The sequence below is a fragment of the Lysobacter sp. 05T417 genome, from assembly GCF_056396405.1.
This window is the reverse complement of the sequence record NZ_JBFTLK010000005.1, coordinates 267440-288200: the sequence shown is the minus strand read 5'-3', so window position 1 is coordinate 288200 and position 20761 is coordinate 267440. Positions and strand designations below refer to the sequence as shown.

Below are 20761 nucleotides of genomic sequence, written 5' to 3'. Positions count from 1 at the left end.
CCTGACGCTTGAATCAAGCCGAACCGCATATCGGTCTCGAACCATGTGGATCTGCTTGCATCTTGCCGCGAAGCCTGGCGAGCGGCAAATTCCAGGCTCCGCCTGAAGCGATGATTCCGGGCGGGACGACCGCTCGCGCCGGAAGGCGCTGACCTGCCTGCGGTACCGACCGCTTGCGGCCACAAGCTGGATGTCAGCACCAACAAGGTCTGGCTGTGGGGACGTTCAGTTCTTCCTGCTTCCTTCCTGCAATGACTGCAGCGCCTTTTCCACGCTGAGCGATCCGGAGACCTGGCTGGGCGGGTAGTCTTTGAACGTGGACAGGAACTTGGCCATGATGACTGTGGCAGGCATCATGACCCACAGTTTTTCGCCCCACCACTGACCGTAGGACGTCGATTCGGTCTGGTACCGCTCCCAAGGATCGACGCGCAGGTTGGTCACAAGCGGAACGTTGGTCGAATCCTCCTTGCCGCTGAACAGGTTGCCGACGATGGTCTTGAAGGTGACCTTCCACTGGTTGTAACGCACTGCCATGAGGTCGGCATTGTCGCTGAAGTAGAAGAATTCCCGGCGCGGGCCCTCGGTGGCCTTGCCCTCGAAGAACGGCTTGAAGTTGTAACCGTCGAGATGGTTCTTGAAAGTCTTCTCGCCCGCCGTGTAGCCGGTGAGCAGTTTCTCCTTCAGATCCGGTTCGCCCGCTGCCGCAACAAGGGTAGGCATCCAGTCTTCGGCCGACATGATGTCGTTGATGATGACGCCCGGTTGAATGACGCCAGGCCACCTCGCAAGCATGGGCACCCTGAAACCACCTTCGTACACCGTGCCTTTCTCGCCGCGGAACGGATGGTTGCCGCCATCGGGCCAGCTGAAGATCTCGGCGCCGTTGTCGCTGGTGAACAGGACGACCGTGTTGTCAGCGATCCCCAGCTCGTCCAGCTTGGCGAGCAACTCACCCACTACCCAGTCCAGCTCGGCCATCGCGTCGGCAAACAAACCGAAGCCGGTCTTGCCGTCCCATTTCTTGGACAGATGCGTCCAGGAGTGGCACCGCGTGGAATTGTGCCAGAGGAAAAACGGTTGTCCTGCCTTCACCGAGCGGTCGATGAAATCGCACGAGCGCTTCACCAGATCCGCATCGACGTCTTCCATGCTCACCGTGGCAGCGGGATCCATGCCCGGATGCGGTGGCAATGGGCCGGCGTCCGCAATCTTCTGCTTGCCGACGCGACCCCAGCGCGAATCCTCCGTCGGATCATCGACATCGGTTGCCACGCTGTGGATGACGTTGCGCGGGCCGAACATTGCGCGGAATTTCTTGTCCGTCGGATACTCCGCGTCGTAGGGTTCTTCCATCGCATTGAGGTGATAGAGGATCCCGTGAAACTCGTCGAAGCCGTGGACCGTCGGCAGATACTCGTTCCTGTCGCCAAGGTGGTTCTTGCCGATCTGTGCCGTCGCGTATCCCAACGGCTTGAGGAACTCCGCGATCGTCGGATCAGAATCCTGCAAGCCCTGCTTCGCCGCAGGCAGGCCGACCTTCAACAGCCCGGTCCGGAACGGCGTCTGCCCCGTGATGAACGCCGCGCGTCCCGCAGTACAGGATTGTTGACCGTAGTAATCGGTGAACAGCGCACCCTCCCGTGCTAGCCGATCGATGTTCGGCGTGCTGCCGCCCATCATGCCGCGATGGTAGGCACTGATGTTCCAGATGCCCACATCATCAGCCATGATCATGATGAAATTGGGCTTGTTTGAGGCGGCCATCGGATGCTCCGATTCGCGGCGAACGCTCCGCACCTGCCTTCATCATAGTGAGTGACCTGTTGGCGTGAGGTCACTCCTTCTTCACAGCCAGTAACGAACGAGTGTGCGATCGGATTCTGAAGACGTGAACGCGCGCTATGGGTTGCGGTTTCAAGCGGTCGTGGTGACCGCGCCTCAAGGGCCCACACTCCGGAATGCTCGCCTGCGGAGTCGGCCACACATCGCAGTGCCTTTCCCGCGTCAAATTGCGGCCCAACTTGCTGGACGTTCCTCATAGTTTGGCCATTCCGGCCAGATTATGGTTGAACGCACACTGCGGTCGACGACGACGCAATGAACTGGTGGGCCCACCAGGATTCGAACCTGGAACCAAGGGATTATGAGTCCCCTGCTCTAACCGTTGAGCTATAGGCCCGTGGGCTGCGCATCTTACCAGCCCACGGATTCCGGCAGCCCGGCCTTCGGGCAACCCCCGTCCCGCCTCAGCGCCCAGCCGACATCGAGTACGGCCGCTCCGCCGCCCCCGTCGCCCAGGCCTTGTCGGGCTGCGCCTGCATGGTGAAGTGCAGTTCTCCGCCGGCCATGATCTCCTCGTGGCGAAGGAACGCCCGCTCCAGCGGCTTGCCATTGAGCATCGCCCGACCGATATACGGGTGCGCCGCGTCAAGCCCTTCGGCCACCACCGTGAAGCGCTTGCCATTGGGCAGGTTGAGGCTGGCGCGCGGCAGGAACGGCCGGCCGATGATGTACTCGTTGCTGCCCGGCGCGACCGGATAGAACCCCAGCGCGGTAAACACATACCAGGCCGACATCTGCCCAAGGTCGTCGTTGCCCGCCAGGCCGTCCGGCCGCGGCGCGTACTGCGTGGCCATGATCTGCCCCAGGCGCTCCTGGGTGCGCCACGGCTGGCCGGCGTACGCATACAGGTAGGCCACGTGGTGGCTCGGCTCGTTGCCGTGCGCGTACCAGCCGATCAGCCCGGTGATGTCTTCCATGTGCTCGAAGATCTTCGGGTCGACCTTGGCGTCGAACACCGCGTCCAGCCGCGCGATCAGCTTGTCCTCGCCACCGTGCGCGGCAGCCAGGCCGGCGACGTCCTGGGGCACGTACCACGAGTACTGCCAGGCGTTGCCTTCGGTGTAGTCGCTGCCGTAGCCGCTGGCGGTGGCGTCGAAGGGTTCGCGGAAGCTGCCGTCGCGCTTGCGTGCGCGCATGAAGCCGGTTTTCTCGTCGAAGGCGTGGCGCCAGTTGCCGGCGCGCTTGCCGAACTGCGCGGCGATGTCCTTGTTGCCCATCGATTCGGCCACGCGCGCGATGGTCCAGTCGTCGAAGGCGTACTCGAGCGTCTTCGAAGCGGCCTCGCCTTCCTCGTCTATCGGCACGTAGCCCAGCTGCATGTACTGGGCGATGCCGTCGTAAGGGCCGTAGCTGGCGCTGTCCACCATCGCCTTCAGCGCCTTGCTGGTGTCGTAGCCGCGAATGCCCTTCATGTAGGCATCGGCGATCACCGGCACGGCATGGTAGCCGATCATGCACCACGTCTCCTGGCCGTGGAACGCCCACACCGGCAGCACGCCGTAAGGGCTGTGTTCGTACGATGCGAGCAGCGAGTTGACGAAGTCGTTGTTGCGTTGCTCCGGCTGCACCAGCGTCAGCAGCGGATGCAGCGCGCGGTAGGTGTCCCACAGCGAGAACGTCGAGTAATGGGTGAAGCCCTTGGCCTGGTGCACGGCGTTGTCGGGGCCGCGGTAGCGGCCGTCGCTGTCCATGAACAGACTCGGGCCCATCAGCGTGTGGTACAGCGCGGTGTAGAAGCTGCGGCGCTGCGGCTCGGGTGCGTCGATGTCGATCGCGCCCAGCGCCTGCATCCACTGCACCTTGGCGGCGGCGCGCACGCCGTCGAAGTCGAAGCCGGGCACTTCCGCGTCGAGGTTGGCGATGGCGCTGTCCTCGCTCACCGGCGAGATCGCCACCTTCACCACCATCGACTTGCCCGCGGACCCGTTGAAGTCGAATGCGCCGACCAGCTGCCGGCCTTCGATCTGCGCACGCTGGCGCGGGTCGTTCTCGCCCGGCGGCGGAAAGCCCTTGTAGACGACGTCCTGCTCGGTGTCGTTGAACTGGTGGCCGCTGACCGGCTGCGAGAAGCGCATCGCGAAGTACAGCTGCCGGCCCGGCGCCCAGCCGCGGGTTTCGCGGAAGCCGGTGACGGTGCCGTCGGCACGCAGGCGCATGCGCGACCACTGCACCTTGCCCGGGTAGTCGTACATGCTGGTGCGCAGGTCGACCAGCACATGCGCCGGCTTGCCCTTGGGGAACTGATAGCGGTGCACGCCGACGCGCGGGCTGGCGGTCAGTTCGGCACGGATCGCGTAGTCCTTCAGCGTCACGGCGTAGTAGCCGGGCTGGGCGACTTCGTCGCCGTGGCTGAAGCGCGACATGTAGCCGCTGCCGGGCTTGCCCGCTTCACCGCGCTCGAGCTTCACCTCACCCGCGATCGGCATCACCAGCACGTCGCCGAGGTCGGAATGGCCGGTGCCGGAGAAGTGCGTGTGCGAGAAGCCGGTGATGGTGCTGTCGTCGTACCGGTAGCCGGCGGCCCAGCCGTAGCCTTCCTTGCGCGACTTGATCTGGGTGTCCGGGCTGAGCTGGACCATGCCGAACGGGACCACGGCGCCCGGGAAGGTGTGGCCTTCGCCGCCGGTGCCGATGAAAGGATCGACCGAGGCATACGCGCGTGCGGCCGCGGCGTCAGTCTTCGGCGCCGGCGCGGCGACGGCCATCCCGGCCAGCGCCCAGGTGCACAGCGCGGACAGCAGGAACAGGCGGCGCGGCGCGGAAGGTGTGGCGGTAGTGAGGGCAAGGCGGGGCATCGTTCGCTCCTGGTCCGGGGCCGGGCCGGACATCAATTTGGATCGTTCTAAACCGCGGCAACCTAGCACGCGATCGCCGCCAGTTCATGCTGCGGTGCAGAATGCGCCGCCTGCCCCGGGGGCGCAGGATGCGCAGAATTTAGAACGATCCAAATCCGCTGCCCATGCCCTCCGGACACCCGCGATGACCGCCCCCGCCCGCACCCGTGCCCGGGTGACCCTGGCCGACATCGCCGACGCCTGCGACCTGTCGCGGGCGACGATTTCGCTGGTGCTGCGCGGTAGCCCGCTGGTCAACGCCGAGACGCGGGCACGGGTGGAAGCCGAGCTCAAGCGCCAGCGCTACGTCTATCACCGCGGCGCGGCCAACCTGCGCCGCAACGTGTCCTCGACCGTGGCGCTGGTGATCAACGACCTGTCCAACCCGTTCTTCGCCGAGTTCGCCGCCGGCGTTGACGAGGCCCTGGCTGCGGCCGGCTACGTCACCCTGCTCGGCAGCACCGGCGAATCGGCCGAACGCCAGCAGGCGGTGCTCGCCTCGCTGCTTGAACACGACCCGGCCGGCATCATCCTCTCGCCTGCCGAAGGCAGCGACGGCGCTCGCCTGCGCGGACTGCTCGGCGTGCACACGCCGACGCTGGTGTTCAACCGCGAGCTCGGCGTCGAATGGGACTTCCTTTCGCTCGACAACGTGCGCGGTGCGCGCATGGCGACCGAACACCTGTTGTCGCTGGGCCATCGCCGCATCGCCTTCTTCGGCGGCCATCAGGATTCCAGCTCGTGCCACCAGCGCCGCGAGGGCTATCGCGAAGCGCTCGTCGCCGCGGGCATCACGCCCGAGCCGCAATGGCTGGTCGAATGCGCGCCGACGCGACTGGAAGCGGCACGACAGACCGGCGCCTTGTTCGTGCGCGACCCCGCGCCGACCGCCGCCGTCTGCTACAACGACGCGGTCGCACTGGGCCTCATGGCCGGGCTGGCCACGCGCGGCCGCCGCGCCGGACACGATTTCGCCGTCACCGGTTTCGACGACATCCCCGAAGCCGCGGTAAGCGCGCCGCCGTTGACCACCATCGCCGTCGATCCGCGCGCACGCGGTCGCCAGGCGGCGGAACTCATCCTGCAACGCCTGCGCGACCCGTCCACGCCGGCCACCGCCACCATCGCCCCCGTGCAGCTGAAGCTGCGCGCGAGCAGCCTGACCACTTCCCTGGAGGACGACGCATGAGTCATCGCAACCTGTCCTCGACCGCCACTGGCGGTGCGCAGCCATGAGTACCGTCGCAGGACGCACCGCAGTCGTCTGCTTCGGCGAGGCGCTGATCGACTTCCTCGCGGTTCCGGCCGTGGCCGGGCAGCCGCGCCATTTCGCCGAGTACGCCGGCGGTGCCCCGGCCAACGTCGCCGCGGCGGTCGCGCGGCTGGGCGGAAATGCGCGCTTCGTCGGCATGCTCGGCGCCGACATGTTCGGCGAGTTCCTGATGTCGCAGCTGCGCGCGATGGGCGTGGACACGCGCTTTACCGCGCACACATCGGCGGCGCGCACGGCGCTGGCGTTCGTGTCGCTCGATGCCGATGGCGAGCGCAGCTTCAGTTTCTACCGCCCGCCCGCCGCCGACCTGCTGTTCCGCGAGGAGCATTTCGACCCGGCCTGCTTCGAAGATGCGGCCGTACTGCACGTGTGCTCCAACAGCCTGACCGAGGCCGACATCGCAGCGACCACGCTGGCCGGCATGCGCCTTGCGCGCGAATCCGGCGCGCTGGTCAGCATGGACCTCAACCTGCGTCCGTCACTGTGGCCGGAGGGCGTCGATCCGGCGCCGCGGCTGTGGGATGCGCTGGCCACCGCCGACCTGATCAAGCTGTGCCGCAGCGAAGCCGAATTCCTGATCCGCCGCGCCGGCGACGAGGGCGCCATGCTGCGCCGCCTCTGGCAGGGCCACGCCCGATGCGTGCTGGTCACCGACGGCGCCCAGCCGGTGCGCTGGTTCACGCGCGGCGCCGAGGGCGTGGCGCCGACATTCGCGGTCACCGCCACCGACACCACCGCCGCCGGCGACGCCTTCGTTGGCGCGCTGCTGCACCGGCTGGTCGAGCGCGGCGCCGGCATGGAGCAGCTGGGCACGCTGCTCGACGACCGCGTCGCACTGGCCGACGCATTGCGCCACGCCGCTGCCGGTGGCGCCCTGGCGACCACGCGCCACGGCGCATTCGCCGCCATGCCCGGCCGCGACGACCTCGATCAACTCCTTCGACCCAAGACTGCGACCGACTCATGAGCCGCATCCCCCCAGCCACTCCGGACTTCCGCAGCCAGGCATTCCTGCGCGCGCACATCGCCGAGACGATGGCGTTCTATCACCCGCGCGCTATCGACCCAGCCGGTGGCTTCTTCCACTACTTCCGCGACGATGGCAGCGTGTACGACAGCGCGCACCGGCACCTGGTGAGCAGCACGCGCTTCGTCTTCAACTACGCGATGGCAGCGCGCGAGTTCGGCAATCCCGAATACCTCGACGCCGCACGCCATGGCCTGCGCTACCTGCGCGAGGTCCATCGCGACCCGCGCAGCGGCGGCTACGCCTGGACGGTGCGCGATGGCATCGCCGAGGACCGCACCAACCACTGCTACGGCGTCGCCTTCGTGCTGCTGGCCTATTCCACCGCGCTCAAGGCCGGCATCACCGGGGTCGTGCCGTGGATGGACGAGACCTGGGGGCTGTTGGAGGCCCGCTACTGGGAGCCGGCGCACGGGCTGTATCGCGACGAGGCCGACGCCGACTGGAACTTCTCCGGCTACCGCGGCCAGAACGCCAACATGCACATGTGCGAGGCGATGATCGCCGCGTTCGAGGCCAGCGCGCAGCCGCACTACCTCGAGCGCGCGCTGATGCTGGCCGACCACATGACGCGCCGCCAGGCCGCGCACGCCGGCGGACTGGTCTGGGAGCACTACGACTGCGACTGGAACATCGACTGGAACTACCACCGCGACGATCCCAGGCACCTGTTCCGCCCCTGGGGTTTCCAGCCCGGCCACCAGACCGAATGGAGCAAGCTGCTGTCGACGCTCGACGGGCACCTTCGCGAGCGCGGTGTCGTGGTCGAGTGGCTGCGCGAGCGTGCGGCGCACCTGTTCGACGTTTCGGTTGCCGCGTCATGGGATGCGCGCAACGGCGGTCTGTTCTACGGCTTCGCGCCCGATGTCGGCTATCCGGTCTGCGACGACGACAAGTACTTCTGGGTGCAGGCCGAATCGATCGCCGCCGCCGCGCGCCTTGCGCAGGCCAGCGGCGATGATCGCTACTGGAACTGGTACCAGCGCCTGTGGGACTACGCGTGGCGCTTCTTCATCGACCACGACCACGGCGCCTGGTACCGCATCCTCGATCGCAACAACCGCAAGTACAGCGACGAGAAGAGTCCTGCCGGAAAGACCGACTACCACACCATGGGCGCGTGCTACGACGTGCTCCACCTGTTGCGCGCGCACGCGCCGGAGACCGTTGCCTGATGAACCTTCGTCCCCTGTTGCTCAGCGTGCTGCTGTTCCCCACGGTCGGCGTCGCGGCTACTGCCTCCCCGAAGAAACCCGCGACGCCGCCCATACTCACCCAGGAGCAGGCCACGCAGAGTGCCGAACGGGTCAAGGCCGAGTTCCTGCACGCCTGGCGCGGCTACCGCGAGCATGCGTGGGGCCATGACGCACTCAAGCCGCTGAGCAACGGGTCGCATGACTGGTACGGCCAGTCGTTGTTGATGACGCCAGTCGACGCGCTCGACACGATGATCCTGATGGGCCTGGACGACGAAGCCCGCGATGCGCGCGAGCTGATCGCCACGCAGCTGACGTTCGACCGCGACATCGACGTCAAGCATTTCGAAATCGTGATCCGCCTGCTGGGTGGCCTGCTCTCTGGCTACCAGCTCAGCGGCGACGAGCGCCTGCTCAGGCAGGCCGAGGACCTGGGCAAACGCCTGCTGCCCGCGTTCGACTCGCCGACCGGCCTGCCCTACGTCTACGTCAACCTGCGCACCGGCAAGGCTCACGGCACCGACAGCAATCCGGCCGAGGCCGGCACCCTGCTGCTCGAGTACGGCACGCTCAGCAAGCTCACCGGCAACCCGGTCTATTACGACAAGGCCAAGCGCGCCCTCGTCGCCACCTACGAACGTCGCTCCAAGATCGGCCTGGTCGGCGAGCGCTTCGACGTCGAGACCGGCAAGTGGACGCAGACGCGCAGCCACGTCGGCGCGCGCATCGACTCCTACTACGAGTACCTGTGGAAGTGCTGGAAGCTGTTCGGCGACCGCGACTGCCTGGCGATGTGGAAGACCAGCATTGCCGCCGCCAACCGCTACTACCCGGAAGAGGTCGACGGCGCGCTGTGGGTCGGCCACGTCGACATGAACACCGGCAAGCGCGTGGGCAGCCTGTACGGCGCACTCGACGCGTTCTATCCGGGCCTGCTTGCCTACTCGGGCGATGTCGATCGCGCGCGCCGCCTGCAGGCGTCGTCGTTCGCGATGTGGCGCGTGCACGGCATCGAGCCGGAGGAGTACGACTACCGCAAGGGCGTGGTGACGTACCCGCAGTATCCGCTGCGGCCGGAGATCATCGAGTCGGCCTGGTACCTGCACCGCCTGACCGGCGACAGGCAATACCAGGCGATGGGCCAGGAGATGTTCGAGGACTTCGTCCGCTACACCCGCACCGATTCGGGCTTCGCCTCGCTCAAGAGCGTGGTGACGAAGGAGAAGGAGGACGACATGGAGAGCTTCGTGATGGCCGAGACCTTCAAGTACTTCTACCTGCTGTTCGCGCCGGCGAAGACGCTGGATCCGAACGAGGTGGTGCTCAACACCGAGGCGCACCCGCTTCGCAAGACCTGGAAGTAGCCCTCACGCTGCTGACACAACGCTGACAGTGGCTGGGCGTAGTCTTTCGACTCCTTCCCCCGGAGACGAACAATGAATACGCAGCAGGTAGCCGCAAGGCTGGTCGAGTTGTGCAGGGCCGGCAAGTTCGACGAGGCGCAGCGTGAGCTTTACGCCGACGATGCGGTGAGCATCGAGCCGGAGGGCTTGCCGGCAGGCGCCCTGGGCAACGTCAAGGGACTGGCGGCCATCCAGGAGAAGAGCCGCAAGTTCAACGAAAGCGTGGAGACCTTCCACAGCGTGTCGTGCAGCGACGCCGTCGTCGCCGATGGCTGGTTCAGCGTGGCCCTTGGCCTGGATGCAACCTTCAAGGGCATGGGCCGCATCGACATGCGCGAGATCTGCGTGTACCGGGTGCGCAACGGCAAGATCGTCCACGAACAGTTCTTCTACGACGTCGACGCGCCCGGGACTTGATGCGCCTGGACCGGGCGCGTTGCGCCTGCCCGGATGGCTCGAAAAAAGGGCCCCGCTTTCGCGGGGCTTATTTCTGTCTTCCGTCGATCCTGAAGAGCCCGCCCGATCCGGATGAGGCAGCCAGCGCCTCATCGCTCAGGCGGGCACGCGCCGTGGTGACGTACAAGGCACCATCGGGCCCGATGCAGACACTGCCGACATGCGGTGCCGGCACGCGAACGCGCTGGACGCACGCACCATTGGGCGCGATCCGCACCAGTTCGCCTGCGCCCCACATCGCCACCCAGAAGTTGCCCTCAGGCGTGATCGCCATGCCGTCTGGCTTGCCCGGCAGGCCAAGGAAGTCGGTGACGATGACGGGCTCACCAAGGGCACCAGACGCCGCATCGGCCGGATAGGCGAGTAGCGTTCGCGCGAGCGTGTCGATCACGAACAGCGTGCGCTCGTCGTCGGAGAACGCCATCCCGTTGGCGACACCGAGACCTCCGGCAACCTTGCGCGCCGGCGCATCCGGCAATGCGGCATGAAAGATGCCACCGCGTCCGGTCAGTACGCCCCGGTGCATGGTGCTGCCCCACAGACCACCGCGGCGGTCGATGACCAGGTCGTTGAGGCGACATCCGGCACCGGTGTCGATCACAGGGCCGCGCGCGAGGACCGCTCCACCGGCTGCGTCCAGTCGCACGAACGCATCCTCGCCGTTGCCCACCAGTGATCCGTCGGGCATCACCCCCAGCGACCAGACCGGTTCTGGCATCGATGCTTCGGTCCAGTCACCGCTCGATGGCGTGAATGCGAGCAGCCGCTTTCCAATCGGATCGACCCACAGCACGCGATCGCCCAGGACTACCGGCCCTTCGCCAACCGTCGCCCTGGTGTCGCAGACGAGTTCAACCGTCGAAGGCAGGGCGAGCGACGTCGCCGCGACCCACTCGCGCGCGCGTGCACCGACTGCGTCCGCACTGCGGCCTGGCTTGTACATGTCGGATCCGGTGCCGAACGCCATCGCACCCGCAGCGAGCAGTGACGGCACCGCGTCTGGACTGACTCCACCGACCGCGATCAACTGCACCCCGGCAGGCATCACCGCCTTGATCGCAGAAAGCGTGGAGGCGTTGGCAGGGAACGCCTTGAGATGACGCGCGCCCGCTGCGATCGCCGCGAACGCCTCGCTCGCGGTGGCAAAGCCCGGCAGCGGCAGCATGCCGTGCGCCAGGCTGGCGCGGATCACATCGGCATCCGTGTTTGGCGACACGCAGAACTGGCAGCCGGTATCGACGAGTCGCTCGACATCGGTGACGGTCAGCACGGTGCCGGCACCGATGGCCATGCGCTCGCCGAAATGCTCGCGCAGCAGGCGGACGGTGGCGAACGGGTCGGGCGAGTTCAGTGGGACTTCCGCGATCGTCACCCCGGCGTCCAGCAGCGCGGTCGCAACCGCGACCGACTCCGCCGTGGTGATACCGCGCAGGATCGCGATGATCGGCGCCTTGTGCAGGCGCGCGTCGAACTCCGCGGTGAAGGTGGCAAGGTCGGGCTTCATGCCGGCAGCGCACCCGTGTGCAGTGCATGCATCGTCGCGAAGCCCTGGACGATGGCCTCGCGCGATTCCACCGCATGGCTGTCAATGCCAAGTTCCTTCAGTGCGGCCGCATACATCGCGCACACCGGGCCGGTGCCGACCAGCGGAATACTGGCCTCCGCCAGCTCGGGGAACAGGGCACGCGCATCGGCGACCTCCGACCCGATCAGCAAGCCTCGCAGATACGAGGCGCCCTCGCTGCGCTTGATGTCGTCGCGGATGACCGCCGCACGCGCTCCGAACAGCAGCGTGCCCAGGCCGGTATCGCGACGCACGCCGGCGCGTACGCCGTCGAAGAACGCAGGACTCACATGCGCCGGACCGTCGACGATCGACGCCAGCAGGCCGGCCGCGGTGAGCCGGTCGAAGATCTCGCCCGACATCGCCGTCGAGAATTCGCGGACGCGACCGCCGTCCATGCGCACCCATTTGGTGTGCGTGCCCGGCAACGCGACGATGCCGGACTGCGGCAGGCGCCGGGACACGAGCAGGCCGAACAGCTCGGTCTCCTCGCCGCGCATGATGTCGGAGGCGTTGTCGCGCATGCGGCGGCAGGCCAGGCCCGGGACGATCCGGACCTCGACATCGCCGATATGCGTTTCGCGCAGCCCCTGCGCCAGTCCGCCGAGCGCGACGGGACACTCGACGTACCCGGCATCGATCCAGCCGATGTTGGAACCGATCATGCCGCAGGCATAGACATGCGAGACGCCCGGCCAGCGCATTGCCACGCTCGCCATGTGGTTCACCATGCCATCGCGGCCCATCCCGGCAATGCCCGCCGGGGCTTCCATCGCGTCGACAACCTTGCCTTCGGCATCGATCAGGTAGGCGCGGAAGTTCGAGCTGCCCCAGTTGATGCCGACGATGCAGCCTTGCGTGCGCTTCTGGTTCATCTGTTTCTTGACGTGGGGATGGGGGTGGCGAAGCTCAGCGCCGGGTGACGCCTGCGCCGCCGTCTACCGGGAACACGCCACCGGTGATCCAGCCGCTGCGCTCGCTGGCCAGGAACCACGCGAGTTCGGCGATGTCCTGCGGCGTTCCCAGGCGTCCAAGCGGGTGGCGCTGGATGTTGCGTTCCCGCGCGAGCACCGGGTCGGGTTCGCGGTCGAAGGACGATTGCAGCATGGCGGTGTCGATCGATGCCGGCGCGATCGCATTGACGCGGATCTGCCACGGCGCCAGTTCCAGCGCGGCGGTGCGCGCCAGCTCCTCCAGCGCCGCCTTGGAACTGGCATAGGCGGCAAGCGTCGGCGTCGCGAAGCGGGCGTTGATCGAGGTGAGCAGGACGATGGAACCGCCACCGCGGTCGCGCATGTGGGCGGCGCAGTGCCGCGTGAGGCGCGCGGCGGCGATCACGTTGACCGCGTAGGTGTCGGCGAACAGTTCGTCCGCCGAGTCCATCAGCGTTCCTGGCGGACAGATTGCGGCACAGTGGACCAGCACGTCGGCGGGGCCCAGCGTGGCTTCAAGTTTCGCCACGGCGGCGTCGATGGCCGTGGACGAACGCAGATCCGCTATCGCCGACGCATCGGCAGCAGGCGCCGGATGCAGGTCCAGCGCCCCGACGCGCGCGCCGTCCTGCTGCAGCCGGCGGGTGACGGCTGCGCCGATCCCGCCGGCGGCCCCGGTCACCAGGGCCACCTTTCCCGTCATGCTGCCTTCGCTCATTCCGCGACTCTCCGCCTGATCGAGGTACCGCGGTGACTCAGAAGCGGAAGGTCACCGTCGCCTTGTAACCGCGACCGAACACCACGTTGGTACGCAGGCCCTCGTCATACCCGTCGAAGGTCTTCTGCTGGCTGTCGAGCAGGTTGATGCCGTCGAGCTGCAGGGTGAGGCGGTCGTTGAAGTCGTAGCTTACCGTGGCCGACAGGTCCGAATAGGTGTCGTTGTAGATGCCGGTCGCCGCGGCCGACAGTGCGACCAGGTACTCGTCGCGCCAGTTGTAGGCCAGGCGGGCACTGAACGGCCCCTGCTCGTAGTAGCCGATCAGGTTGGCGTTGTTCTTCGACAGGCCCGGGAAGGCCATCTCGTTGCCGTTGATGTCGGTGATCGGGGTCTTGGAGTCGATGTAGGTGTAGGTGGCGACGACGCCGAAGCCACCGGCGATCGGCACCTGCGCCAGCAGTTCCAGGCCCTGGATGGTGGCGCTGTCGCCGTTGACCTTGCGGTTGATCAGGAAGTTGACGCCGCCGTAGGACTCGGCGCTCTGGCGCTGGACGATGAAGGTCGACACGTCCTTGTAGAACAGGCCCGCCGAGAGCATGCCCTCGTCGCTGTAGTACCACTCCAGCGACAGGTCGTACTGGTCAGCCTCGAATGGATCCAGTCCCGGCGCGCCGCCGGTGCCGGTGCCCGGGGTGATCTGCACGCCGTTGTCGAACACCGCGTTGTTGTTGAGCGAGACGCCGTTGTTGAGGTCTTCGGTGTTCGGGAACGCGACCACGCGGGCGGCACCGCCGCGTACGACCAGGCTGTCGTTGATGTCGAGCTTGACGATGCCCGACGGCAGCCAGTAATCGTCGTTGCGGCTGAACACCGTCGGCTGCGGCGAGCCGTTGGGGTTGATCAGGTTGCCGGTCGAATCCATGTCGCGACCGACGTAGCGCAGGCCGACGTTGCCCGCCAGCTGCATGCCGCCGACGGCGCTGTTGATGTCGAGCTTGGCGTAGGCCTCGGTGAAGTCCTCGGCGATGTTGAACGTGCCGGCGTAGGCCAGCGTGTTGTTGGCACCGTCCAGGCACTGCGGGTTCTGCGAGATCGACGGGAACGCGGTGAACGCGGCGCAACCGGTGAAGGCATCGCGCGTGGCGGCCAGGAACGCACGCGGCAGGCCGGCGAACTCGCCGCTCATGAAGTCGTTGTTGCTGTGGACTTCGAGGAAATCGCCGAGCTGGTTGGCGGGAATGCCGCCGGCCGGGCGGATGTCCGCGCGCAGCGGGTTCTGGGTCGTCTCGAGCGAGCTGTAGCGCGCGCCGAAGTTCAGGGCCTGGATCGCCGAGTCATCGAAGTCCCAGGTCCAGTCGGTGCGTGCGGCGGTGGTGTCGGTCTCGGCGCGGTAGCGGTTGTCGAACAGGATCGACAGGCGCAGCTGGTTCGGATCGGTGATATCGATGCCGCGGACGTTGAAGCTGCCGAAGTCGCCATTGGTCAGGTCGAAATCGACCAGCGAGGTCAGGCCGACGACCGGCTGCAGGCGCATGTAGTTCTGGTGGTACTCGGCGCTGGAGCTGCCATAGGACACCTCCGCCGAACCGCCCAGATGGCCTTCGCCACGGAACGTCGCGCGCAGCGCGCTTGACCAGACCTCGGCGTCGATGTCGGCTATCTCGGTGTTGACCAGGACCGGGCCGGCCGACGTGCCCTTGATCAGGATGTCGTGCGGCGAGTACACCGCGTTCGACAGCGCCGCGCTGGGGTTGAAGGCGATCCAGTAACGGTCGCGCTCGGCATCCTGCTTGGAATAGAAGGTGTCGGCGGTGAGCTCGACGCCATCGGTCGGACGCCACTGCAGCACGCCGCTGATGCCGTACTTCTCGCGGTCGTCGTTGATGTCCTGCGCGCGCATGTCGGTGCTGCCGAAGCGCGTGCGTGCCGGCGTCACCGTGGTGTCGTTGAAGCGGGCGTAGCCGGAGAACGTGTCCAGGCCCTGCTGGACGACGTCGTACTTGCTGTACGTCGCCGAGATCAGGCCGCCGAAGGTCTTGTCGCTGTTGCGACCCGACAGCAGCGTGAACACGCCGCCGCCGCCATTGCCACCGAGTTCGTCATAGCCGGCTTCCGCGGTGACGACGTTCTGCGCCGCATCGCCGGCAAGCGGCTTGCGCGTCTCGATGTCGATGATGCCGCCGAGCGCGCCGGCGATCTGGTCCGAGCCGGCCAGCTTGGTCACCGACAGGCGCGAGATGAGTTCCGACGGCACCAGCGTCAGCAGGCCGTAGGTCGACGTGTTGAGCTGGTCGAGGCCGTTGCCGCCACGTCCGGTCGCGTCGACGATCTGGCGGCCGTTGTAGAGGATCACGTTCTCGCGCAGGCCGCGCACCAGGATGTCGCTGCCCTCGCCCATGCCGCGCTCGAGCTGCACGCCGGCCACGCGGCCGAGCGATTCGGCGACGTTGGTGTCGGGCAACTTGCCGATGTCGTCGGCGACGATCGCGTCGACGATCTGGGTCGAGTCGCGCTTGATGTCCTTGGCCGCTTCCAGGCTGCCGCGGATGCCGACCACCGTGACCTGGTCCAGCGTCCGCGGTTCGTCGCTTGCGCTGGTGGTCTGTGGTGCCGGTGCCGCCGCTTCGGGTGCGGGGGTGGTCTGCGCTGCCGCGGCCATGGAGGCCAACAGCGTGGGTGTAATCAGTGTGGACAGAATCGTTCGACGAAGCTTGCGCATGAACCGGGCCTCCCCCCGAAGTCATTGCTGGGTCTTGTTTGCGATACGAACTGCTTGCGTTGTGTGGCTAATATAGCAATATATGTTCTGCGCAAAGCAAGGGTTCTTGCAGATAAATCGTTGCTGCAGCGCAATAAATGCCAGATTTCAATCGGTTGGACTGTAACCGTGGTAGCAACGTCCAGCCACATTCCGCAGGCGGTACGCAACGGGGGAGCAATGAGCGAATCCACAGGGAAGGCAATGACAGGGGTTGAGTTGGGAGGCGCGTCCTTGAAGGGAGCGTCCTTGAAGGGAGCGTCCTTGAAGGGAGCGTCCTTGAAGGGAGCGTCCTTGAAGGGAGTGTTCCCGATCCTGCCCACGATCTTTGAAGACAGCGGCGCGATCGATTTCGTGGGTACGCGCGCGGTGCTCGAGTACATCCTCGCCGCGGGCGCCGACGGCATCGTCTTCCCTGGCCTGGCCAGCGAGTACGACATGCTCAGCACTGACGAGCGCCTGCAGATGACGGCGAAGCTGGGCGAGTGGATCGCCGGTCGCGTGCCGCTGGTGATCGGCGCCAGCAGTGCCGACCCCGAACTGGCGATGCAGTTCGCGCGCGCAGGCGCCAAGGCCGGCGCGGTCGCGTCGATGGTGCTCACGCCGCACCGCCACGCCAAGGACCGCCAGGCGATGGCCGACTACTTCGCGGCGATCCACGAAGCCAGCGGCATCCCGGTGATGCTGCAGAACGCGCCTGCGCCGATGGGCGTGGGCCTTGCCGTGGATGAAGTCGCCTGGCTGGCCGAGCAGGTGGCGGGCATTCGCTACGTAAAGGAAGAAACCCAGCCATCCGGCCAGCGCATCACGCAGTTGAGCGAGCGTGCGGGCGATGCCCTCGATGCGGTGTTCGGCGGCGCCGGTGCGCGCTACGTGATCGACGAGCTCGTGCGCGGTGCCAAGGGTACGATGCCTGCCTGCGAAGTCACCGAGGTGCACGTGGCCATGCTCAAGTGTTTCGCCGGCGGCGACATCGATGGCGCACGCACGTTGTTCGAACGCAGCCTGCCGCTGCTGAGCGTGCAGGCGGTGTTCCGCTGGCGGCTGACCAAGGCGGTGCTCAAGCGCCGCGGACTCATCGCCAGCGATCACGTGCGCGCGCCCGGCCCTGCGCTGGATGCGTTCGACCAGAGTGAAGTCGATGCGCTGCTGGCACGCATCGCTGACCTGGTGCCGCTCGATCGCGTGCCGGGAGCGACCGCCGCATGAGCGCCGTGCGCAGCGTAGAGACCTTCATCGTCACCGTGCCGCGCGACACGCCGTACCTGGGCCCGCTTGGCCCGGGCGAGCGTGTCAATGAGCGCGGCTATGTCGTGCGCAAGGGCAACGGCACGATCTATCCGTCCGTGGACCGATCGGTCGTGGTGCGCATCACCACCGACGACGGCGCGGTCGGCTGGGGCGAGACCTACGGCATCTGCGCGCCGCGCGCGGTCTGCGAGATCGTCAACGACCTGCTCGCACCGGAACTGGTTGGCCGCGAGCCAGACGACGTCGAACAGATCTGGGACGACCTGTACGGACTGATGCGCGTGCGCGGCAGTTTCGGCGGCTTCTACGTCGACGCGATTGCCGCACTCGACATCGCACTTTGGGATCTGCGTGCGCGCGCGCAGAACCTGCCGCTGTGGCAGCTGCTCGGCGAACGTCAGCGCGAGCTGATTCCCGGCTACCTGTCAGGCCTGCCGGCCGCGACCGTTGCCGGTCGCGTGCAGATGGCCAAGGCGTTCCAGCAGCAGGGCCACGACGCCTTCAAGATCCACGCCGTGGTCAGCAGCGAGGGGATCGTCGAGGAAACCGCGGCATTGCGCGAGGCGCTCGGTGACGACGCCGAGCTGATGGTCGACCTGCACTGGAAGTTCGATGCCGACCAGGCGCTCGCCCTGATCGATCACCTCGCGCCGTACCGCCCGCAGTTCGTCGAGGCGCCGGTGAAGCCCGAGGATGTCAGCGGGCTGGCGCGTGTAGCGCGCGAAGGTGCGATCCCGGTCGCGGCCGGCGAGGAATGGCACACCGAGTACGAGGCGAAGCTGCGACTGGAGGCGAACGCGGTGCGTTACATCCAGCCGGAAATGGGCCACACCGGGATCACCCAGTTCCTGCGCATCGCGCGACTGGCGGAAACCCACGGCGTGGCGATCGCGCCACACGCGACGATCGGCACCGGCATCTTCCTTGCCGCGAGCCTCCACGCCTCGTCGGTCGTTCGTGGCCTGTGGCGCCACGAGTGGCAGCACTCGGTGTTCGCCCGTTCGCTGGAACTGCTCGACACCGACATGGACTACGCCGATCGCCACTACCGCCTGCCGACCGGCCCCGGCCTGGGCGTGACGCCGGGCGACCGCTTCTGGGACTACGCCGTCGGCGTCGCCTGAACGACGTTGCCGTCGAGCGACTGGACCAGGCGCGAATGCCGCGCCTGACGCACCGCCAACCATGCCAGCACCATCGCGATCGGATGCAGCATGGCCATCAGCACGAAGGTGCGATCGAACTGGTGCCCGGCGACAAGCTTGCCCACCACCTGCGTAGACAGCATGCCGCCCAGGCCACTGCCGGCGCCGATGAAGCCGAACACGGTGGCGATGTAGCGACTCGGGTACAGATCGACCACCAGCGTGCTGATGTTGATCTGGAACACCAGATGGGCGAATGCCACCAGCGAGGCGATCGCGAACAGGATCGTAAGCGGCGGATGGAATGCCGCGATCAACCCCAGCGGCGCCAGTATTGCCGCACCGGTCATGGCGACCAGGCGGCTGCGCACCGGCGTCATGCCGCGCTTGATCAATCCACTCGATATCGCCCCGCCGCCGATGCTGCCGACGTCGGCCGCCAGGTACACCAGCCACGCCAGTGAGGCGACCGCGACCAGGGTCATGCCGCGCTGGTCGTTGAGGTACTTGGGGAACCAGAACAGGTAGAAGTACCAGACCGGGTCGGCCACGGCGCGCGACAGCACCAGCAGCCACATCGTGCGGTCGCGCAGCAGGTTGCGCCACAGCGAGCCTTCGCCCTTGATCGGCGCGACGTCAGCGCTGGCGGGTGTGGCGGCGGCGGTCTCACCGCGCGGCTTCGACGGAAAGATCCACCACCACGCGATGATCCACAGCAGCCCGACCGCGCCGGTGGTGATGAACGCCCAGCGCCAGCCGAACACCACCGCGATGCCACCGATCAACGGCGGCGCGATCGTGGCGCCGACCATCGCACCGGCGGTGTAGATGCCCAGCGCCAGTCCGCGTTCCTGCGGCGGGAAATGTTCGGAGACGACCTTCGATCCGACGGTGTAGTTGCCCGGCTCGCCGAGGCCCAGCGCGAAGCGCGCCGCGCCGAGTTCACCAGCGGTGCGCACCAGACCGGTGAACAGGTTGGCGATGGACCACCAGCCCACGAACAGCGCCAGCGCCACCTTCGACCCGAGCCAGTCGGTGATGCGACCGGCCAGCAGGTAGGCCACGGTGTAGGCGAACAGGAACATCTGGACCACGCGCGCATAGGCCGGGTCGTCCATGCCGAGATCGCGCTGGATGGTCGTGGCCAGGATCGACAGCGCCTGGCGGTCGAGGTAGTTGATGACGGTGGAGACAAACAGCAGGGCGAGCAGTGCCCAGCGGACGCGGGCCGATCCTTTCCAGTTCACTGAAGTACCGCCCGCTCCCCGAGGTGTCGCTGGACGGTATTGCTAATTTAGCAACACGTCAATCTGCGCCGCATCATGCCGAGGAGATCGTGGCCGACCAGACAGCGCCGCTCAGCCAATCTCCCTGACGGCCTCGCGCAGCGCGGCGACCAAGTCGGCGGTGGCCGACTCCGGGATCCAGCCCGACATCGCGATGCCCGCATGCACCGGATCGCCCATGGGCACGGCGACGATGTGGTGGTCGCGATCGTCGGCGACGTGGATGCGCGCAAAGCCATTGGCGCGAGTGACCTGCAACGTGGCCAGCAGCGACTCGATGCCCTCGGGGAACATCGGGATCTCGTGCCCGGCATAGAGTTCGCGCACCTCCTCGTCGGACAATTGCGCGAGCAGCACGATGCCGATACCGCTGGTCGTTGCCGGCAACAGACCGATGCGCCCCAGTCCGCGCGCGGCCTCGATCCCCGGCGGCGCATGGAACAGATAGCTGACACTGTGATTCCACAGCACGCCCAGCGCGACGGTATGCCCGAACCGGCGCAGCTCCTCCAGCACCGGCAGCGCGCGCCGGATCAGCCCGGACGCAAACAGACTCTGCGCCGCCAGCACGTGCATGCCCGGCCCAGCCGTGTACTTGCGGTTGGCCGTCTGCCGCGCGATGCCCAGGTAGGCCAGCGTCTTGAGCAGCCGATTGACCCGGGTCGGATTGGCATCGAGCTGGCGCGCCAGCTCCCGGCAACCCACGGGCTCGGGCGAGGACGCCAGCGCCTGCAGCGTGGCGATCCCGTCGATCAGGCTCTGGTTGGGCTGCGCATTGGGCTTGGCTTTCATTCGTTCAGCGTACCGGCGAACGCGGCTGGGGGACAGATGGCTGCTATATGCGCAACGAAAGATGGTGTGTTCCGACTCGCACCACTCCCCCTCGCCGCCACGTCATACCCGCGAAGGCGGGTATCCAAGGACACTGCTCGGATCCCGAAAGCGAAACGACGCTGGGTTCCCGCCTTCGCGGGAATGACGGGGAGGGGGGAATGACGGGGAAAGGGGAATGACGGGGTTTGGACGAAGACTGGACGATGAATTGCCGAAGCGTTGGCCGGCGGGCTGGAGAT

The 20761-nt window shown here is 66.9% G+C and carries 15 protein-coding genes, 1 tRNA gene and 1 pseudogene; 8 read left to right on the top strand and 9 right to left on the bottom strand.

Annotated features, from left to right (window positions below; all coding sequences use genetic code 11):
* Nucleotides 1–225: 225 nt before the first annotated feature.
* The 3 genes from AC1DER_RS10905 to AC1DER_RS10895 form a co-directional block, all read right to left on the bottom strand.
* A complete protein-coding gene (locus AC1DER_RS10905; protein WP_477245718.1) occupies nt 226–1767 on the bottom strand; it encodes an arylsulfatase in 1542 nt (513 codons plus the stop codon).
* Nucleotides 1768–2106: 339 nt separating this feature from the next.
* Nucleotides 2107–2182, bottom strand: a tRNA-Ile gene (locus AC1DER_RS10900).
* A gap of 67 nt (nt 2183–2249) precedes the next feature.
* Nucleotides 2250–4640 (bottom strand): GH92 family glycosyl hydrolase, encoded by a 2391-nt coding sequence (locus tag AC1DER_RS10895; protein WP_477245716.1) that lies wholly within the window; start codon nt 4638–4640, stop codon nt 2250–2252.
* Nucleotides 4641–4824: 184 nt separating this feature from the next.
* On the opposite strand from AC1DER_RS10895, the gene AC1DER_RS10890 reads away from it, so the two are divergent.
* From AC1DER_RS10890 to AC1DER_RS10870, 5 genes are all read left to right on the top strand, one after another.
* Nucleotides 4825–5868: a LacI family DNA-binding transcriptional regulator gene (locus AC1DER_RS10890; protein WP_441815371.1), complete on the top strand. Its 1044-nt coding sequence runs from the start codon at nt 4825–4827 to the stop codon at nt 5866–5868.
* Nucleotides 5869–5911: 43 nt separating this feature from the next.
* Nucleotides 5912–6919 (top strand): carbohydrate kinase family protein, encoded by a 1008-nt coding sequence (locus tag AC1DER_RS10885; RefSeq protein WP_477245714.1) that lies wholly within the window; start codon nt 5912–5914, stop codon nt 6917–6919.
* A complete protein-coding gene (locus tag AC1DER_RS10880; RefSeq protein WP_477245712.1) occupies nt 6916–8154 on the top strand; it encodes an AGE family epimerase/isomerase in 1239 nt (412 codons plus the stop codon). The genes AC1DER_RS10885 and AC1DER_RS10880 overlap by 4 nt, the downstream gene beginning before the upstream one ends.
* Complete coding sequence (locus AC1DER_RS10875; RefSeq protein ID WP_477245710.1) at nt 8154–9539, top strand: glycoside hydrolase family 47 protein; 1386 nt, start codon at nt 8154–8156, stop codon at nt 9537–9539. The genes AC1DER_RS10880 and AC1DER_RS10875 overlap by 1 nt, the downstream gene beginning before the upstream one ends.
* A 72-nt stretch (nt 9540–9611) precedes the next feature.
* Nucleotides 9612–9995 (top strand): SnoaL-like domain-containing protein, encoded by a 384-nt coding sequence (locus AC1DER_RS10870; RefSeq protein WP_477245708.1) that lies wholly within the window; start codon nt 9612–9614, stop codon nt 9993–9995.
* A gap of 67 nt (nt 9996–10062) precedes the next feature.
* Here the strand turns inward: AC1DER_RS10870 and AC1DER_RS10865 are convergent, their stop codons facing one another.
* The 4 genes from AC1DER_RS10865 to AC1DER_RS10850 are packed head-to-tail and all read right to left on the bottom strand — an operon-like array spanning nt 10063 to nt 15967.
* Complete coding sequence (locus AC1DER_RS10865) at nt 10063–11538, bottom strand: 2-dehydro-3-deoxy-6-phosphogalactonate aldolase (protein ID WP_477245706.1); 1476 nt, start codon at nt 11536–11538, stop codon at nt 10063–10065.
* Nucleotides 11535–12473, bottom strand: a complete 939-nt coding sequence (locus AC1DER_RS10860) for a 2-dehydro-3-deoxygalactonokinase (RefSeq protein WP_477245704.1) — start codon at nt 12471–12473, stop codon at nt 11535–11537. Before AC1DER_RS10860 ends, AC1DER_RS10865 begins: the two co-directional genes overlap by 4 nt.
* Before the next feature lie 34 nt (nt 12474–12507).
* Complete coding sequence (locus tag AC1DER_RS10855; RefSeq protein WP_477245702.1) at nt 12508–13248, bottom strand: SDR family NAD(P)-dependent oxidoreductase; 741 nt, start codon at nt 13246–13248, stop codon at nt 12508–12510.
* 37 nt (nt 13249–13285) lie between these two features.
* Entirely contained in the window at nt 13286–15967 is a 2682-nt protein-coding gene (locus AC1DER_RS10850) for a TonB-dependent receptor (protein WP_477245700.1), read from the bottom strand.
* A gap of 219 nt (nt 15968–16186) precedes the next feature.
* On the opposite strand from AC1DER_RS10850, the pseudogene AC1DER_RS10845 reads away from it, so the two are divergent.
* From AC1DER_RS10845 to AC1DER_RS10835, 3 genes and pseudogenes are all read left to right on the top strand, one after another.
* Nucleotides 16187–16297: pseudogene (locus AC1DER_RS10845) on the top strand (pentapeptide repeat-containing protein); the annotation flags it as partial.
* Between the two features lie 12 nt (nt 16298–16309).
* Nucleotides 16310–17215 (top strand): dihydrodipicolinate synthase family protein, encoded by a 906-nt coding sequence (locus tag AC1DER_RS10840; protein WP_477245796.1) that lies wholly within the window; start codon nt 16310–16312, stop codon nt 17213–17215.
* Nucleotides 17212–18381, top strand: coding sequence for a mandelate racemase/muconate lactonizing enzyme family protein (locus tag AC1DER_RS10835; RefSeq protein ID WP_477245698.1), 1170 nt, complete (start codon nt 17212–17214; stop codon nt 18379–18381). Before AC1DER_RS10840 ends, AC1DER_RS10835 begins: the two co-directional genes overlap by 4 nt.
* Here the strand turns inward: AC1DER_RS10835 and AC1DER_RS10830 are convergent.
* Nucleotides 18360–19649 (bottom strand): MFS transporter, encoded by a 1290-nt coding sequence (locus tag AC1DER_RS10830; RefSeq protein ID WP_477245696.1) that lies wholly within the window; start codon nt 19647–19649, stop codon nt 18360–18362. The two genes, AC1DER_RS10835 and AC1DER_RS10830, sit on opposite strands and share 22 nt — an antisense overlap.
* A 111-nt stretch (nt 19650–19760) precedes the next feature.
* Entirely contained in the window at nt 19761–20480 is a 720-nt protein-coding gene (locus tag AC1DER_RS10825) for an IclR family transcriptional regulator (RefSeq protein ID WP_477245694.1), read from the bottom strand.
* Nucleotides 20481–20761 lie beyond the last annotated feature (281 nt).

Bases quoted from the DNA above. Each gene is read 5' to 3' on its own strand.
- AC1DER_RS10865 (WP_477245706.1), bottom strand. From the start codon at position 11,538: ATGAAGCCCGACCTTGCCACCTTCACCGCGGAGTTCGACGCGCGCCTG.
- AC1DER_RS10860 (WP_477245704.1), bottom strand. From the start codon at position 12,473: ATGAACCAGAAGCGCACGCAAGGCTGCATCGTCGGCATCAACTGGGGC.
- AC1DER_RS10885 (WP_477245714.1), top strand. From the start codon at position 5,912: ATGAGTACCGTCGCAGGACGCACCGCAGTCGTCTGCTTCGGCGAGGCG.
- AC1DER_RS10905 (WP_477245718.1), bottom strand. From the start codon at position 1,767: ATGGCCGCCTCAAACAAGCCCAATTTCATCATGATCATGGCTGATGAT.
- AC1DER_RS10880 (WP_477245712.1), top strand. From the start codon at position 6,916: ATGAGCCGCATCCCCCCAGCCACTCCGGACTTCCGCAGCCAGGCATTC.
- AC1DER_RS10890 (WP_441815371.1), top strand. From the start codon at position 4,825: ATGACCGCCCCCGCCCGCACCCGTGCCCGGGTGACCCTGGCCGACATC.
- AC1DER_RS10855 (WP_477245702.1), bottom strand. From the start codon at position 13,248: ATGAGCGAAGGCAGCATGACGGGAAAGGTGGCCCTGGTGACCGGGGCC.
- AC1DER_RS10875 (WP_477245710.1), top strand. From the start codon at position 8,154: ATGAACCTTCGTCCCCTGTTGCTCAGCGTGCTGCTGTTCCCCACGGTC.
- AC1DER_RS10825 (WP_477245694.1), bottom strand. From the start codon at position 20,480: ATGAAAGCCAAGCCCAATGCGCAGCCCAACCAGAGCCTGATCGACGGG.
- AC1DER_RS10870 (WP_477245708.1), top strand. From the start codon at position 9,612: ATGAATACGCAGCAGGTAGCCGCAAGGCTGGTCGAGTTGTGCAGGGCC.
- AC1DER_RS10850 (WP_477245700.1), bottom strand. From the start codon at position 15,967: ATGCGCAAGCTTCGTCGAACGATTCTGTCCACACTGATTACACCCACG.
- AC1DER_RS10895 (WP_477245716.1), bottom strand. From the start codon at position 4,640: ATGCCCCGCCTTGCCCTCACTACCGCCACACCTTCCGCGCCGCGCCGC.
- AC1DER_RS10835 (WP_477245698.1), top strand. From the start codon at position 17,212: ATGAGCGCCGTGCGCAGCGTAGAGACCTTCATCGTCACCGTGCCGCGC.